This window comes from Microbacterium sp. NPDC097977, from assembly GCF_040302605.1.
Taxonomy (GTDB): Bacteria; Actinomycetota; Actinomycetes; order Actinomycetales; family Microbacteriaceae; genus Microbacterium.
The window spans coordinates 46,638-62,383 of record NZ_JBEOUR010000006.1 but is presented as its reverse complement, the minus strand read 5'-3'; the positions used below and the strand labels follow the sequence as shown (position 1 = coordinate 62,383).

General features: G+C 68.4%; 13 protein-coding genes. 9 read left to right on the top strand and 4 right to left on the bottom strand.

The genetic code is table 11. The features are described from left to right. Positions 1-5: 5 nt before the first annotated feature. Together ABTZ43_RS02920 and ABTZ43_RS02915 are read left to right on the top strand one after the other, a co-directional pair. Positions 6-1,163, top strand: coding sequence for a type III polyketide synthase (locus tag ABTZ43_RS02920; protein WP_350537755.1), 1,158 nt, complete (start codon positions 6-8; stop codon positions 1,161-1,163). Continuing rightward, entirely contained in the window at positions 1,160-1,879 is a 720-nt protein-coding gene (locus tag ABTZ43_RS02915; protein ID WP_350537754.1) for a methyltransferase domain-containing protein, read from the top strand. The genes ABTZ43_RS02920 and ABTZ43_RS02915 overlap by 4 nt, the downstream gene beginning before the upstream one ends. A 57-nt stretch (positions 1,880-1,936) precedes the next feature. On the opposite strand, the gene lpdA is transcribed toward ABTZ43_RS02915, so the two are convergent. Next, positions 1,937-3,334, bottom strand: a complete 1,398-nt coding sequence (gene lpdA / locus ABTZ43_RS02910; RefSeq protein WP_056418629.1) for a dihydrolipoyl dehydrogenase — start codon at positions 3,332-3,334, stop codon at positions 1,937-1,939. Positions 3,335-3,343: 9 nt separating this feature from the next. Beyond that, positions 3,344-4,021 carry a copper resistance CopC family protein gene (locus ABTZ43_RS02905; RefSeq protein WP_350537753.1) on the bottom strand — a complete coding sequence of 226 codons (678 nt, stop codon included), beginning with the start codon at positions 4,019-4,021 and terminating at the stop codon, positions 3,344-3,346. Positions 4,022-4,120: 99 nt separating this feature from the next. Between ABTZ43_RS02905 and ABTZ43_RS02900 the strand changes: the two genes are divergently transcribed. The 3 genes from ABTZ43_RS02900 to ABTZ43_RS02890 all read left to right on the top strand — a co-directional run bounded on the left by ABTZ43_RS02900 (position 4,121) and on the right by ABTZ43_RS02890 (position 5,937). Beyond that, positions 4,121-4,606 (top strand): FHA domain-containing protein, encoded by a 486-nt coding sequence (locus tag ABTZ43_RS02900; RefSeq protein WP_082539404.1) that lies wholly within the window; start codon positions 4,121-4,123, stop codon positions 4,604-4,606. Beyond that, positions 4,606-5,292 carry a transcriptional regulator FtsR gene (gene ftsR / locus ABTZ43_RS02895; protein WP_350537752.1) on the top strand — a complete coding sequence of 229 codons (687 nt, stop codon included), beginning with the start codon at positions 4,606-4,608 and terminating at the stop codon, positions 5,290-5,292. The genes ABTZ43_RS02900 and ftsR overlap by 1 nt, the downstream gene beginning before the upstream one ends. A gap of 99 nt (positions 5,293-5,391) precedes the next feature. Then, positions 5,392-5,937, top strand: coding sequence for a MerR family transcriptional regulator (locus tag ABTZ43_RS02890; RefSeq protein WP_350537751.1), 546 nt, complete (start codon positions 5,392-5,394; stop codon positions 5,935-5,937). A gap of 88 nt (positions 5,938-6,025) precedes the next feature. Here the strand turns inward: ABTZ43_RS02890 and ABTZ43_RS02885 are convergent, their stop codons facing one another. Continuing rightward, positions 6,026-6,838 (bottom strand): ParA family protein, encoded by an 813-nt coding sequence (locus tag ABTZ43_RS02885; RefSeq protein ID WP_056419691.1) that lies wholly within the window; start codon positions 6,836-6,838, stop codon positions 6,026-6,028. Positions 6,839-6,931: 93 nt separating this feature from the next. Between ABTZ43_RS02885 and ABTZ43_RS02880 the strand changes: the two genes are divergently transcribed. The 3 genes from ABTZ43_RS02880 to def all read left to right on the top strand — a co-directional run bounded on the left by ABTZ43_RS02880 (position 6,932) and on the right by def (position 12,961). Then, positions 6,932-10,339, top strand: a complete 3,408-nt coding sequence (locus tag ABTZ43_RS02880; protein WP_350537750.1) for a pyruvate carboxylase — start codon at positions 6,932-6,934, stop codon at positions 10,337-10,339. Positions 10,340-10,403: 64 nt separating this feature from the next. Then, a complete protein-coding gene (locus ABTZ43_RS02875; protein WP_350537749.1) occupies positions 10,404-12,470 on the top strand; it encodes a nucleotide-binding protein in 2,067 nt (688 codons plus the stop codon). Beyond that, on the top strand, positions 12,470-12,961 hold the full coding sequence (gene def / locus ABTZ43_RS02870) for a peptide deformylase (protein ID WP_056418612.1): 492 nt from the start codon (positions 12,470-12,472) through the stop codon (positions 12,959-12,961). Before ABTZ43_RS02875 ends, def begins: the two co-directional genes overlap by 1 nt. Positions 12,962-13,028: 67 nt before the next feature. Here def and ABTZ43_RS02865 read toward each other — a convergent pair whose 3' ends face one another. Further along, positions 13,029-14,861 carry an AMP-dependent synthetase/ligase gene (locus tag ABTZ43_RS02865; protein ID WP_350537748.1) on the bottom strand — a complete coding sequence of 611 codons (1,833 nt, stop codon included), beginning with the start codon at positions 14,859-14,861 and terminating at the stop codon, positions 13,029-13,031. A 150-nt stretch (positions 14,862-15,011) separates the two neighbouring features. Between ABTZ43_RS02865 and ABTZ43_RS02860 the strand changes: the two genes are divergently transcribed. Beyond that, the gene (locus tag ABTZ43_RS02860; RefSeq protein ID WP_314097141.1) at positions 15,012-15,710 is read left to right on the top strand and encodes a lysophospholipid acyltransferase family protein; all 699 of its coding nucleotides are present in this window, start codon (positions 15,012-15,014) and stop codon (positions 15,708-15,710) included. Positions 15,711-15,746 lie beyond the last annotated feature (36 nt).

Here is a 15,746-nt window from a genome sequence, read left to right as displayed (position 1 = left end):
GCGATATGAGCCGTTCCGCCGTACTCCGCTCGCTGCACACGATCGTTCCCGACACCGTCATCGAGCAGGACGCCGTCCGTGACATCTTCGCCGCCCAGCCGGATGTGGGGCGCCTCGCGACCCGCATCATCGGAGCCTCGTTCAACGGGTCGGGCATCGACACCCGGCATACGGTTATCAAGGAACTCTCACCTGCCGCGGCGACGACCGATCCGCCGACCTTCCTCGATCCGGACACGGGCCTCCTGCTGTCGCCGGGGACGAAAGCACGCAATGACGTCTATGTCGCGGAGGCCTCGCGTCTGTTCGTCGAGGTCGCCCGACAGGCGCTGGACGCCGATCCCGACGTGGTGGCCGCGGACATCACGCACGTGATCACCGCATCCTGCACGGGATTCCACGCTCCCGGCCCCGAGTACGAGATCGTCCGGGGGCTCGGTCTCTCCGACAGCGTCCAGCGCTACCACCTGGGATTCATGGGCTGCTACGCCTCCATGCCGGCACTGCGAGCGGCGAGTCAGTTCTGCGCCGCGGATCCCGAGGCGGTCGTGCTGGTCGTCAGCGTCGAGCTCTGCACGGTGCATCTGCGATCCTCGGAGGATCCCGATCTGATCGTCGCCAACTCGCTCTTCGCCGACGGTGCGGCTGCCGGGATCGTCACCGCGAGAGACCTCGCGACCCCCGTCCCCGCCGTGCGTCTCGACGGCTTCCACACGGCGATCGCCCCCGAGGGGGAGCGGGACATGGCGTGGACGATCGGCGATCACGGCTTCGAGATGATCCTGTCCACGAGGGTGCCGCAGATCATCGGCGAGACGATCATCGGTGCGATCGGTCCGCTCTACGCGCACGAGGACGAGCTCGCTGCGGCCTTCGCTCAGGGGCGCGTGGGGGAGAGGGTGGAGCACTGGGCGATCCATCCCGGTGGCCGCAGCATCCTCGACCGGGTGCAGGAGCGACTCGGACTCAGCGACGTCCAGATGCACCCCGCGCGCGAGACGCTACGCGAGTACGGGAACATGTCGAGCGCGACGATCCTCTTCGTCATCCGGCGCATCCTCGACGAGGGTGCGGTGGACGGGTCCCGCATCGCGGCTATGGCCTTCGGCCCCGGCCTGACGGCCGAGAGCGCTCTGATGACCGTGACATCCGGCGTCGCGTGAGACACGACCTGTCGATCCGCGCCTCCGGCGCGCGCGAGCTCATGGACGACCCCGATGCGGACCTCGGGATGCTGGAGCGCACGTACGAGCGCTTCCGGGTGGTCAACGCCCTCGTCTCGGGCACAGGGCAGCTCTACCGCCGCGACATCCGGCCACGCGCCCGTCGTGGTCCCATCCGCATCCTCGACATCGGCGCCGGTGGTGGTGACGTGTGCCGGATGATCGCCGCGCGCCTGCGACGCGACGGGCTTCGTGCCGAGATCACGGCACTGGACGCCGATGAGCGCGCCATCCGCTGGGCGGTCGCCCACGACGAGGGCTCCGGCGTGCGGTACCGCCGCGCGCTCTCGGCGGATCTCCTCTCCGAGGGGACGCGGTACGACGTCGTCTTCTCGAATCATCTGCTGCACCACCTGAGCGACTCCGAGCTGCAGGGACTGCTGAGCGATTCGGTGGGGCTCGTCGGCGACGGGGGACTCGTGGTGCACCGGGACATCGCACGCAGCAGGGTGGCCTATGCGCTGTACGGCGCTCTGACCTGGGTGTTCGCGCGGACGTTCTTGCGCGGGTCGTTCATCCGCGAGGACGGCCTCATCAGCATCCGTCGCTCGTACACGCCGGGGGAGCTCTCCGTCGCCGTGCCCGTCGGGTGGGCCGTCCGCTTCCGGCTGCCCTCGCGGCTCGAGCTCCGGCGAGACGGAGCGACCGGCCGGTGAGACGACGAAGGCCCGGTCGCACGTGAGTGCGCCGGGCCTTCGAGCCGATCCGAGGGATCAGAAGTTGATCATGTGTCCCGCGAGGCCGTGGAAGCCCTCCTGCAGCGCCTCCGACAGCGTCGGGTGGGTGTGCACGTTGCGGGCGAGCTCCAGTGCGGTGAGGTCCCACTTCTGCGCCAGCGTCAGCTCGGGCAGCAGCTCGGAGACATCGGGGCCGATCATGTGCGCGCCGAGCAGCTCGAGGTGTTCGGCGTCGGCGATCATCTTCACGAACCCGACGGGCTCTCCGAGGCCATGCGCTTTGCCGTTGGCCATGAACGGGAAGGTGACGACCTTCACCTCGTGGCCCTCGTCCTTGGCCTGCTGCTCGGTGAGTCCGAACGATGCGACCTGCGGCGAGCAGAAGGTCGCGCGCGGCATCATGCGGTAGTCGCCGAGGGTCTGGGTCTCGGCGCCGCCGATGGTCTCGGCCGCGACGACTCCCTGTGCCTCGGCCACGTGGGCGAGCTGCAGCTTGGCCGTGACATCGCCGATGGCGTAGATGCCCTCGACGTTGGTGCGCATGTGGTCGTCGATGTCGATCGCGCCGCGCTCGGTGAGCTTCACGCCGGTCGCCTCGAGTCCGAAGCCCTCGACGTTCGGGGCGAACCCGACCGACATGAGCACCTTGTCGGCCTCGATGGACGTCTGCTGTCCGTCCTTGCCGGTGTACGAGACGGTGACGGACGAGCCGTTGTCGACCACGGACTCGACCTTGGTGGAGGTGAGGATGTCGACGCCGTAGTTCTTGTACTGCTTCGTGATCTCCTTCGACACGTCGGGGTCCTCGTTGGGGAGCGCGCGGTCGAGGAACTCGATGATCGTGACCTTGACCCCGTAGTTGGTCATCACGTAGGCGAACTCCATGCCGATGGCACCGGCGCCGACGATCACGATGGACTTCGGCAGCTCGCGGCTGAGGATCTGCTCCTCGTACGTCACGACGTTGTCGCTCAGCTGCACGCCCGGAAGGAGACGGACCTTGGATCCGGTGGCGATGATCGCGTTGTCGAACGTGACCTCTTCGGTGGATCCGTCGGACTTCGCGACCGAGATCGCCTTCGGTCCGGTGAACGTGCCACGGCCGTCGTACTCCGTGACCTTGTTCTTCTTCATCAGGAAGTGGATGCCCTTGACGCGACCGTCTGCGACGACGCGGCTGCGGTCGAACGCCTTGCCGTAGTCGATCGTGAACTCACCCGAGATGCCGAAGAAGTCGGCCTTGTGGTTGAGCGTGTGCGCGAGCTCCGCGTTCTTCAGGAGCGCCTTGGAGGGGATGCAGCCCACGTTGAGGCAGACACCACCCCAGTACTTCTCTTCGATGATGGCGGTGGACAGACCCAGCTGCGCGCTGCGGACAGCAGCGACGTATCCACCAGGACCTGCACCGAGGATGACGACATCGTAGTGTGGCATGCGTCCAGCCTATCGCCCTGCGGGGGTGTCGGAATCGGCCGCATCCGCACCGGGACCGGTGCTACGACGCCTGCGGATCGAGAGCCAGATCGCGGCTCCCACGGCGACCGCCACGACCGCGATCGAGATGCCCCAGATCCACGCGGACGCGGACGATCCGGTGCTCTCTTCCGGTGCGGACGTGACACCCGCATCGGGTCCGACGGTGGTCGTCGGCTCGGGCGTCGCGGATGCGGTCGGCTCGGCCGTCGGCTCGGCGGTCGGCTCCTCCGTGGCCGTGCTCACGGTGCTCGTGGTCACGCTGAAGTCGAACTCTTCCGAGGTGGGGTGGCCGTCGCTGGAGAGGACCCTCCAGATCACGTGGTAGACGCCGGCCGGACCCTCGCCGGTGAGTGGCTGAGTGACGGTCGCACCGCTCACGGTCGCCGCGCCGGAGGTCACAGACGCCCCCGAGGGATCGGTGACCACGACCTCGGTCGCATTCCCGCCCTCGATGAGGTCGGCGCTGAACGTGAGGGTGAGCGCGGTCGGCAGCGTGTCGACAGTGCTGTCGGCCTCGGGGGAGGAGGCGGTCAGGCTGTCGTGCGCGGACGCGGAGAGCGGTGCGAACATCACCAGGAGCGCGGTGAGCAGGGCAGCCGCGAGGGCGATCGGGGCTGCGGGGAGGCGGCGAGCGGAGGTTTTCACCCCTTCAGCCTATGCACGCCCGATAGGCGATGTCTGAGTGTGAACGGCGCTCCCGCGAGGGGCATCCGATCAGTTAGTCTGGAGGACTAGGAGGGCATAGTGACAGACAGCCAGAATCGATCGGGCGGAGACGCCGCGATCCACCGTCCCGGCGAGCAGAGACACGACGTGACGCAGACGTTCGGGCACGACTCGGACCTCTCCTTCATCCCCTTCGGCGTGGAGCTCACGGATGTGGAGCAGAGTGCCATCTCGGCGCTGCCCTCCGGCTCGGCGCTCCTGCTGGTGCGTTCGGGTGCCCTCGCGGGGGCCCGCTACCTGCTCGACACGGACGTGACGACCGTCGGCCGCCACCCCGAGGCCGACATCTTCTTCGACGACGTCACCGTGTCCCGCCGACACGCGGAGTTCACCCGATCGGGAACGACTTTCGAGATCATCGATCAGCGTTCGCTCAACGGCACCTACGTGAACGGTGAGCGCGTCGACCGCAGCGCGCTGGCTGACGGCACCGAGCTTCGGGTCGGCAAGTTCCGCCTGAACTTCTTCGCCTCTCCGCTCGATCGCGTCGCGGCGATCGACTGATGGCGGCGTCCCCCGCCCGCGAACGCTCCGCGTCATCCGGCCTGCTGAGCATCGGTCAGGTGCTGGCACGGCTGACCCCGGAATTCCCCGAACTCACCTCCAGCAAGCTCCGCTTCCTCGAGGTCCAGGGAATCGTCACCCCGTCGCGCACCGAGTCGGGCTACCGCAAGTTCTCGTCGTCCGACATCGAGCGACTGCGCCTCGGACTCACTCTGCAGCGTGATCACTATCTTCCGCTCAGCGTGATTCGCGAGCAGCTCGACGACGCCGAGGCGAACGGCGAGTCCACGGCCCTCGTTCCGCCGCCCTCCATCGCGCCCGCTGCACGCAGGTACCGCCGGGCGGAGCTGCTGTCGGCAGCCGGTGCCGGGCCTCAGCTGCTCAACGACGCGATCAGCACCGGCGTGATCGTGGCCCAGGAGTACTACTCGGAGGCGACGGTCACCCTTCTGCGAGGACTGGTCGCACTCGACCGTCACGGCATCGAGCCCCGTCACCTCCGGTCACTGCGCCAGGGAGCAGAGCGTGAGGTCGCGCTGATCGAATCGGCGATGTCGTCACTGCTGCGCCGAACGGATGCGACGTCGCGAGCCAAGGCGAGCGAGATGGCGCCGACGCTCGCCGCCAAGATCGACGAGGTGCGCTCGCTCTTCGTCAAGGACGCGATCGAGCGGCTGCTTTCGTAACGAACTGGTTGCGACACACCTCCGCGCTCGTGCGTATGTCATTGCCGGTACCGGGGGGCTGCTCTAGCGTGGATGTATCAGCTCCAAGGAGGATTTCAGATGAGTGCGGATGAGCGTGCAGACGACCCGCGGTTCGTGCCCGAACTCCTCTTCACCGACGGTCTGCCGGCCATGGATGACGAGGTCGGCTACCGCGGAGCGGTAGCGGCACGGGCAGCGGGAATCACCTATCGACAGCTCGACTACTGGGCTCGCACCGAGCTGGTCGAGCCCACGGTCCGCGGAGCGAGCGGCTCAGGGTCGCAGCGTCTCTACGGCTTCCGCGATATCCTTGTCCTCAAGCTCGTGAAGAGCCTGCTCGACACCGGCATCTCCCTGCAGCAGATCCGAACCGCCGTCGACGAACTGCGTCGCGCGGGCATCCGTGACCTCGCAGGCACCACTCTGATGAGCGACGGGGCCTCGGTCTACCTCTGCACCTCCAACGATGAGGTCATCGATCTCGTCAGCCGTGGCCAGGGCGTCTTCGGCATCGCCGTCGGCAAGGTGCTTCGCGAGGTGGAGTCCACTCTCGTCGCCTTCGACGCCACGGTGCCCGACCCCGTCGACGAGCTCTCCGCCCGTCGCACCAAGCGATCCGCCTGACACTCCTCCCCGTCCGGTCTCCGGAGCGGGCGCAACGAAGAAACGGCCACCCTCGCGAGAGGATGGCCGTTCTGCTGTCCGGGGCGGATCAGGCGGGAGCGCCGGAATCGCTCACCGGGATGCGTCCGGTGCGGATGATCCGATCGAGCAGCTGATCGAAGTCGGAGGCGAGCTCCTGGGCCGAGTCTCCCGGCCAGATGTGCAGCGGCTTCGCGGCGCCCTGTGCCTGCTGCAGCGACGTGCGCTCGGGCAGCTGCGGCGAGAGCACGAGGGGGCCGAACATGTCGCGCAGCTCCTTGATGCGGAACTGGTGCTCGATCGACTGCGGGCGCACGCGGTTCACGACGATGCCGAGCGGCTGCAGACGCGGCGAGAGGCCGCGGCGGATCTCTTCGATCGCGCGCAATGCGCGGTCGGCCGCGGCGACGGAGAAGAGTCCGGGCTCGGTGACGACCATGACCCGGTCGCTCGCAGCCCACGCCGTGCGGGTGAGGGCGTTCAGCGAGGGGGCGCAGTCGACGAGCACGAGGTCGTAGTCGGCCTCGACGGCGGCGAGTGCCTCTTCCAGCTTCCACACGTCGCGCACGCTCGGGTGCGGGCCGTCGAAGTTGATCGCCGAGGGGCTGCCGATCAGCACGTCGATCGTGCCGGGGTGCACCTTCGCCCAGCCGCTGGAGGTGATCGCCTGACGGACGACCTTCTCCTTGGGGTTGGCGAGGACGTCGGCGATGTTGAGCCGGCCGGCCACCTGGATGTCCATGCCGGTGGACACATCGGACTGCGGGTCGAGGTCGACGACGAGCGTTCGGACACCACGGGCGAAGGCCGCTGAGGCCAAGCCGAGGGTCACGGTCGTCTTGCCGACGCCTCCCTTGAGAGAGCTGACGCTGAGTACGTGCACGAACACCACGTTACCTTCCCCTAGGCTGGGTGCACACTCAGCCCCGCCCCATGCGCGAGGAATCCCGCGCGCATCGAGCTTTCAGAGGTGTGCATGTTCCAGAAGATCCTTGTGGCCAACCGCGGCGAGATCGCGATCCGCGCCTTCCGAGCGGCTTTCGAGGTCGGGGCACGGACCGTCGCCGTCTTCCCTCATGAGGACCGCGGGTCGGTCCATCGGCTGAAGGCGGATGAGGCCTACGAGATCGGTGAGCGCGGGCATCCGGTCCGCGCCTATCTCGACGTCGACGAGATCATCCGGGTCGCGAAGGACGCGGGCGCCGATGCGATCTACCCCGGCTACGGCTTCCTGTCGGAGAACCCGGAGCTCGCCGAGAAGGCCGCGGCGAACGGGATCGTCTTCATCGGGCCGCCCGCGTCCGTGCTCGAGATGGCGGGCAACAAGGTCGAGGCCAAGCGCCACGCGATCGGTGCAGGCGTGCCGGTGCTGCGGTCGACCGAGGCCTCCGACGACATCGATGTCCTCGTCGCCCAGGCCGAGGACATCGGCTTCCCCCTCTTCGCCAAGGCGGTCGCCGGTGGTGGCGGTCGTGGCATGCGTCGTGTCGAGTCGGCGGCGGAACTCGCCCCTGCCCTCGCCGAGGCCATGCGTGAGGCGGGCAGCGCGTTCGGGGACCCGCGGATGTTCCTCGAGCAGGCGGTGCTGCGCCCCCGGCACATCGAGGTGCAGATCCTCGCCGACAAGACCGGCGAAACCGTCCACCTCTTCGAGCGCGACTGCTCCGTGCAGCGCCGGCATCAGAAGGTCGTCGAGATCGCTCCGGCGCCGAACCTCGACGACGGCATCCGCACAGCTCTGCACGGCTACGCCGTGGCGTTCGCCCGGTCGATCGGCTACGAGAACGCGGGGACCGTGGAGTTCCTGCTCGAGACCGCGGGGGAGCGCACCGGCGAGGTCGTCTTCATCGAGATGAACCCCCGCATCCAGGTCGAGCACACCGTGACCGAAGAGGTCACAGACGTCGACCTCGTGCAGAGCCAGATGCGCATCGCCGCAGGCCAGACCCTCGCCGAGCTCGGGCTGGAGCAGCAGAACCTGCACGTCAGGGGTGCCGCGCTGCAGTGCCGGATCACCACCGAAGACCCCACGCAGGGATTCCGCCCGGACACCGGCAAGATCACGACGTACCGTTCACCCGGCGGCGCGGGCATCCGACTCGACGGCGGCACCGTGCATCAGGGCGCGCAGATCAGTCCGCACTTCGATTCGATGCTGGCCAAGCTGACCTGCCGAGGGCGCGACTACCCGGCGGCCGTCGCTCGTGCGCGGCGTGCGCTCGCGGAGTTCCGCATCCGCGGGGTGTCGACCAACATCCCCTTCCTACAGGCGCTGCTCGAGGACGAGGCGTTCATCGCGGGCGACGTGAGCACCTCGTTCATCGATGAGCGCCCCGATCTGCTGCGCGGTCGCGAGTCGAAGGACCGCGGGACCAAGATCCTGAACTGGCTGGTCGACGTCACGGTCAACAAGCCGCACGGCGCGCACCCCGGCGCTCTGGATCCGAGGGCCAAGCTCCCGCGGATCGACCCGGCGAGCGAGCCGGTGGCAGGGTCGCGGCAGCGGCTCCTCGAGCTCGGGCCCGAAGGGTTCGCGAAGGATCTGCGCGCGCGGACCGCGCTCGCGATCACCGACACGACGTTCCGCGACGCCCACCAGTCGCTGCTCGCGACCCGGGTGCGCACGCGGGACCTCGTCGCCGTCGCGCCGCACATCGCCCGACTGACGCCCGAGCTGCTGTCGGTCGAGGCCTGGGGAGGGGCGACCTACGACGTGGCGCTGCGGTTCCTCGGCGAGGACCCGTGGGAGCGCCTCGATCGGCTTCGCGCCGCACTGCCCAATGTCGCGATCCAGATGCTGCTCCGCGGACGCAACACGGTCGGCTACACCCCGTACCCCACCGCGGTCACCGACGCCTTCGTCAGGGAGGCGGCCGACAGCGGGGTGGACATCTTCCGCATCTTCGACGCGCTGAACGACATCGAACAGATGCGCCCCGCGATCGAGGCGGTGCGGCGCACCGGAACTGCCGTGGCCGAGGTGGCGCTCTGCTACACGGGCGACCTGCTGAATCCGTCTGAGGATCTCTACACCCTCGACTACTACCTGGCGCTCGCGGATCAGATCGTCGCCGCCGGCGCGCACATCATCGCGATCAAGGACATGGCGGGGCTCCTGCGGCCGGCGGCGGCGGCGACTCTCGTCACGGCGCTGCGCGAGCGCTTCGACCTGCCCGTGCACCTGCACACGCACGACACCGCAGGTGGCCAGCTCGCGACGCTCCTCGCGGCCAGCGCCGCCGGCGTCGACGCTGTGGATGCGGCATCCGCTCCGCTGTCGGGGACGACCAGCCAGCCGTCCCTGTCATCGCTCGTGGCCGCACTCGCGCACACCGAGCGCGACAGCGGCCTCGACCTCGACCGTGTCTCGGATCTCGAGCCCTACTGGGAGGCGGTGCGCCGCGTCTACGCGCCGTTCGAGTCGGGTCTGCCCGGACCCACCGGACGGGTCTATCACCACGAGATCCCGGGTGGACAGCTCTCGAACCTGCGTCAGCAGGCGAAGGCGCTGGGACTCGCCGATGACTTCGAGCTCATCGAGGACATGTACGCCGCCGCCGACCGCATCCTCGGCCGCGTTCCCAAGGTGACACCGTCGTCGAAGGTGGTCGGGGATCTCGCGCTGCATCTCGCGGCGGTGAAGGCGGACCCCGCTGACTTCGAGGCGAACCCCCAGAAGTACGACGTCCCGGATTCCGTCGTCGGGTTCATGGCGGGTGAACTCGGCGATCTGCCGGGCGGGTGGCCGGAGCCGTTCCGCACCAAGGTGCTCGCCGGACGCTCGGTCCGGGTCGGTCTGACGGACATCTCCGCGGATGACGAGGCCGCCCTCGCCGGTGACAGCACGTCACGACGGGCGCGACTCAACGCACTGCTCTTCCCCGCGCCCACCCGTGAGTTCGCTCAGGTGCGTGAGCAGTACGGAGACCTCTCGGTGCTCGACACCTCGGACTACCTCTACGGGCTCGTCCAAGGTCAGGAGCACCGGGTCGAGATCGACCGCGGTGTGCAGCTGTTCGTCGGCCTCGAGGCGATCGGCGATGCGGATGACAAGGGCATGCGCACCGTGATGACGACGCTGAACGGGCAGCTGCGTCCGGTGTTCGTGCGCGACCGATCCGTTCAGGTCGATGCCCACGAGGTGGAGAAGGCCGACACCTCGGCGCCCGGTCAGATCGCGGCCCCGTTCTCGGGAGTCGTCACGCTCAAGGTCGAGGTAGGAACAGCAGTGCGCGCCGGTGAGCCGGTCGCCTCCATCGAGGCGATGAAGATGGAGGCCGCCATCACCGCGACGGTCGACGGCGTGATCGGACGTCTCGCGATCGGCGCCACGCAGCAGGTGGAAGCGGGAGATCTTTTGGTCGTGATCACTCCCGCGCACTAATCTTGTGCGGGCGAGGCCGCGCTCACCAGCGCACCCGAGGCCCGCACAAGCTTGGAGCGACGACGTGACCCCGAAGAAAGTGGCAGATACGCCGGACGAGGAGTCCCGGGGGGTGCTCGACGACGCCGCATCCCTGGACACCTCGCACATCAGCATCCTCGGCAACACCGCTCAGGTGAGCGTGGTTCTGCCGGCGGACGACGAAGACGACCTCGAGGACGACGGTGTCGTCGACGGCGAGGTGATCGCCGACCTCATCGTCGACGAGCCGGTCGCCGCATCGAAGGCGGCTGCGGAGACTCTTGCGGCGGGCATCGCCTCGCCGCCGGCGCTGGGCAGCGCGCCGATGATCATCGAGCTTCCCGTCGAGCCGGAACTCCGCACTGAGCGTGAGCCCGAGCCCGAATCGACTGAGCCGGCTGAGGCTGAGGCTGAGGCTGAGGCTGAGGCTGAGGCTGAGGCTGAGGCTGAGGCTGAGGCTGAGGCTGAGGCTGAGGCTGAGGCTGAGGCTGAGGTCGAGGTCGAACTCGAGCCGGAGCCGGCTGCCGAGGGTGAGCTGGATGCCGAGCCCGAACTCGATGCCGAGCCCGACCCCGAGCCTGAGCCCACCGAGGCCGAGGCGGAGGCCGGACCGGTGGAGACCGAACTCGAGCCTGCGCGGGAAGCGGAGCCGGAGCTGGTGGCTGAGCCGGACCCGGAGATCGAACCGGGTGTCGCTGAGATCGCGCCTGAGCCGGATGCCGAGCCGGAGCGGGAGATCGAGCCCGAGATCGAGCCAGAGTCCGAGCCGGAGCTGCAGATCGAGCCTGAGGTCGAGCCGGAGATCGAGCCCGAGTCCGAGCCGGAGCTGCAGATCGAGCCTGAGGTTGAGCCCGAGCCCGAGCCCGAGCCCGAGCCGGAGCCCGAGCCCACGCCCGCCCCGGAGCCGGTGACGACCACTGTCGACACGGCTGCGGCCGACGCGGCGGATGCCGCAGCGGCTGCGGCCTTCGTCGCCCGCGCACGCGCCGACACCGCATCCGTGCCCACCTCCCGCAGATCCGCGGCGGCTGCATCGCTCGCCAAGAAGGAGAGTTCGACAGTGGACACATCGAAGAGCGCACCCCTCGCACCGCGCGGCGGTCGGGCCGCGCGCACGGACGTGCAGCTCACCTCGAAGAGGCTGGACGACCTCGAGGACTCCTCCCGGGAGAGCGCGGACCTGCTCACCGCGGATCGCCTGCTCGATCCGCACCGCGTCAGCAAGCCGGAGCCGGAGGGCGCCTGGAGCCACTTCCTCTACACGATCTCCGGACGCCGCATCAACATCGGCGACGGACGACGTGCGCGTGAGCGCAAGGCGCTCAGCGCGCGGATCGCGGCCCCGATCGTGGGGAACGCCCGTTTCGTCCCCGTGCTCTCCCGCAAGGGCGGCGTCGGAAAGACGACCATCACCGCTCTGCTGGGTATGGCCCTCGCAGATGCCAGGGACGATCGGGTGATCGCCGTCGACGCGAATCCTGACCGGGGCACTCTCGCCGATCGGGTCGTGCGACCGAACCACAAGCGCTCGGTGCGAGACCTCGTCCGCATCCATGACGAGGTCCGCGGCTACCATGACATCTCGGCGATCGTCGCGCGCGATGCGACGCGGCTGGACGTGCTCGCCTCGGACTCGGATCCGCGGATCGCGGAGGCTTTCAGCGACAGCGACTACCGCGATGTCGCGGGGGTGGCGGCGCATTACTATTCGCTGGTCCTCACCGACACCGGCACCGGCATCGTCCACTCGGTGATGTCGGCCACGCTCGACCTCGCCGACCAGATCGTGATCGTGTCGGGGCTGAGCGTCGACGAGGCGCGTCTCGCATCCGAGACCCTCACCTGGCTGGAGAGCAACGGATACGCCGACCAGGCGCGGGACGCGGTCGTGGTGCTCAACCAGTCGACCCCGGGCGCCCCGCTCGTGCGGCTGAACGAGCTCGAGGCGCACTTCCGCACCCGCGCCAAGAAGGTCGTGCGCATGCCGTACGACGCGCAGATCGCCGGGGGCGGGACGATCGTCTTCGCGAACCTGCAGCCCGAGACGCGGGTGGCGGCGCGGGAGCTCGCGGCGCTCCTCGTCGAGGGACTCCGGGCGAAGGACGCCTGATGACGGTTCGCGAGATCCGCGTCTTCGGAGACCCGGTGCTGCGCACGGTGTGTGCGCCGATCGGCGCGATCGACGACGGCGTGCGGGCACTGGTCGCCGACCTGATCGACACGGTCGAGCTCCCCGGCCGTGCCGGTGTGGCCGCTCCGCAGATCGGTGTGGCGCTCCGCGCCTTCAGCTACAACATCGACGGCGACATCGGTTACGTGCTGAACCCCGTGCTCACCGAGGTGCGTGGCGAGCCGGTCCCGACGGGAGAGGGATGCCTGTCCGTTCCCGGACTGTGGCACGATGCTCTGCGTCATCCGTGGGCCCGTGTCGAGGGCATCGACCTCGACGGCGAGCCTGTCGTCCTGGAGGGCGACGGCCTGTTGGCCCAGGCGCTGCAGCACGAGACGGATCACCTCGACGGCACGCTCTACCTCAACAGGCTCGACGCCGAGACGCGCAAGCGCGCCATGCGCGAAGTGCGCGAGAGCGCCTGGTTCTGACCGCTCCGGATCACGAGAGAGGCCCCGCCGTGACGGCGGGGCCTCTCTCGTGATCGGGGTGTGCCGCTCAGCCGCCGATGGCGACGTTCGTGGTGGTGACCGGCTCGTCGTAGATCGCCGAGATCTCATCGGCGAAGTCGCTCATGATCACGTTCCGCTTGATCGACAGCTTCGGCGTCAGGTGCCCGGAGGCCTCGGTCCATTCGCTGTCGAGGATCGTGAACTTGCGGATGGACTCGGCGCGCGAGACGCGGGAGTTGGCGGCATCCACGGCTTTCTGGATCTCGGCGCGCACGGTGTCGTCGGTCGATGCATCCGCCAGCGACATGTCCTTCGGCAGCCCGGCGTTGGCGAGCCAGGTCGGCAGCATCTCGGGGTCGAGGGTGATCAGGGCCGAGATGAAGGGGCGCTGGTCGCCGACGACCACGACCTGTCCGATGATCGGGTTCGCGCGGATCGGATCCTCGAGAGCCGCCGGTGCGACATTCTTGCCGCCCGCCGTCACGATGATCTCCTTCTTGCGGCCGGTGATGGTGAGGAATCCCTCGGAGTCGAAGCTGCCGATGTCACCGGTGTGGAACCAGCCGTCGTCGCTGAACGCCGCGGCGGTCGCCTCGGGGTTGTTCCAGTACTCCTTGAAGACGTTGACGCCCTTCACCTCGATCTCGCCGTCGTCTGCGAGCCGTACTCCCACGCCGGGGAGCGAGGGTCCGACTGTGCCGATCTTGGACTTGTCGGCGAGGTTGACGGTCGCGGGCGCGGTGGTCTCGGTGAGGCCGTAGCCCTCGAGGATCACGACGCCGAGACTGTGGAAGAAGTGCCCGAGGCGCGCTCCGAGCGGAGCGGAGCCCGAGACCGCGTACACGATGCGGCCGCCCATGGCATCCCGCAGCTTGCCGTAGACGAGCTTGTCGAACAGGGCGAACTTCAGCTTCGTCCCGAACGGGATGCTCTTCCCCTCCTCGAGCAGCTTGGAGTGCTGGATCGCGACATCCGCGGCGGCGCGGAAGATCTTGCCCTTGCCGCCGGCCTCCGCCTTCTGCTCTGCGGAGTTGTAGACCTTCTCGAAGACGCGGGGGACGGCGAGCAGGAATGTCGGCTTGAACGATCCGAGTGCCGGAAGCAGCTGTCGTGTGTCCGGCTGGTGCCCGGTGCGCACGCCGGCGTGGATGTTGAGGATCGAGATGAAGCGGGCGAACACGTGCGCCGTCGTGATGAACAGCAGCGTGGACGACCCGGGCGTCTGCACGACGGCATCCAGGGCCTTGGCGGAGTTGCGCGACAGCTCGACGAAGTTGCTGTGGGTCAGCACGCAGCCCTTCGGGCGGCCCGTGGAGCCGGACGTGTAGATCAGCGTGGCGATGTCGGAGCCGACCGCGATGCCGCGCAGGCGTTCGATCTCGGCATCCGAGACCGATGCGCCCTGCGCCGTGAGCGTGTCGATCGCGCCGAGATGCAGTTGCCAGACCTCGCGGAGCAGGGGCAGATCGCCGCGCACCTCGTCGAGTCGGGCGAAGTGCTCGGGGGACTCGACGATCAGCGCGATGGCGCCGGAGTCCTCGAGGATCCACTGGATCTGCGACGGCGAGCTGGTCTCGTAGATCGGGACCATCACGGCACCCGCGTAGAAGAGCGCGAAATCGACGAGCGTCCACTCGTAGGTGGTGCGGGCGAGGAACCCGACCTTCTCGCCGGGTTGGATGCCGGCAGCGACGAGGCCCTTGGCCAGGGCGATCACCGCGGTCTCGAAGGCGGAGGCGCTGATGTCGCGCCATCCGTCTCCGTCCGGCACGGAGAAGAGCGGGCGATCCGGGGTCGCCGCGACACGCTTGGCCAGCAGGTCGGCGATGTTCGCATCGGGATCGGCGGGGACGACGGCGGGGACTTCGAATTGGACCACGGTAGCTCCTTCGGTACCGGTCGGGCACTGGGTTGCACACGAGTCTAGGGCATGAGACTCGGTCGCATGTTTGGTGAAACCCAGTCGCTCATGGCGGAGCTGTCGTTCCGTGCGCGGCAGATCGCGGTCTCGGCGCTAGACTTCACCTCGATGTTCTACTGGCTGATGAAGTACGTCGCGATCGGTCCCGTGGTCAAAGCGGTGTTCCGCCCATGGGTCGTCGGGCGTGCGAACATCCCCGCGAGCGGCGCCGCGATCCTCGCCAGCAACCACCTGTCCTTCGCGGACTCGATCTTCCTGCCGCTGATGATCGATCGTCCGATGTCCTTCCTCGCCAAGAGCGACTACTTCACCGGGCGCGGGATCAAGGGCTGGGCGACCAAGTTCTTCATGAAGGCCACGGGGCAGATCCCCATCGATCGCTCCGGCGGCAAGGCCTCGGAGGCGTCCCTCAACACCGGCCTCCAGGTGCTCGGTCGAGGCGACCTCCTCGGGATCTACCCGGAGGGCACTCGCAGCCCCGACGGCAGGCTGTACCGGGGTCGCACCGGCATCGCTCGGATGGCCATGGAGGCCAAGGTCCCTGTCATCCCCGTGATCATGGTGGACACCGACACCGCCATGCCGATCGGGCAGCGGCTGCCGCGGGTCGTGCGCGTCGGCATCGTGATCGGCGAGCCCCTCGACTTCTCGCGCTACGCGGGCATGGAGAACGACAGGTACATCCTCCGCTCGGTCACCGACGAGATCATGGTGGCCCTGCACCGCCTGGGCGAGCAGCAGTACGACGACGTGTACGCGTCGACCGTGAAGGACCGTCTTCCGACCCGCGTCACACAGCGGTCCTGAGGCATCCGGCGCGCCACGCGCGCACTAGGCTGGTCT

Bases quoted from the DNA above. Each gene is read 5' to 3' on its own strand.
- ABTZ43_RS02920 (WP_350537755.1), top strand. From the start codon at position 6: ATGAGCCGTTCCGCCGTACTCCGCTCGCTGCACACGATCGTTCCCGAC.
- lpdA (WP_056418629.1), bottom strand. From the start codon at position 3,334: ATGCCACACTACGATGTCGTCATCCTCGGTGCAGGTCCTGGTGGATAC.
- ftsR (WP_350537752.1), top strand. From the start codon at position 4,606: ATGGCGGCGTCCCCCGCCCGCGAACGCTCCGCGTCATCCGGCCTGCTG.
- ABTZ43_RS02890 (WP_350537751.1), top strand. From the start codon at position 5,392: ATGAGTGCGGATGAGCGTGCAGACGACCCGCGGTTCGTGCCCGAACTC.
- ABTZ43_RS02880 (WP_350537750.1), top strand. From the start codon at position 6,932: ATGTTCCAGAAGATCCTTGTGGCCAACCGCGGCGAGATCGCGATCCGC.
- def (WP_056418612.1), top strand. From the start codon at position 12,470: ATGACGGTTCGCGAGATCCGCGTCTTCGGAGACCCGGTGCTGCGCACG.
- ABTZ43_RS02860 (WP_314097141.1), top strand. From the start codon at position 15,012: ATGTTCTACTGGCTGATGAAGTACGTCGCGATCGGTCCCGTGGTCAAA.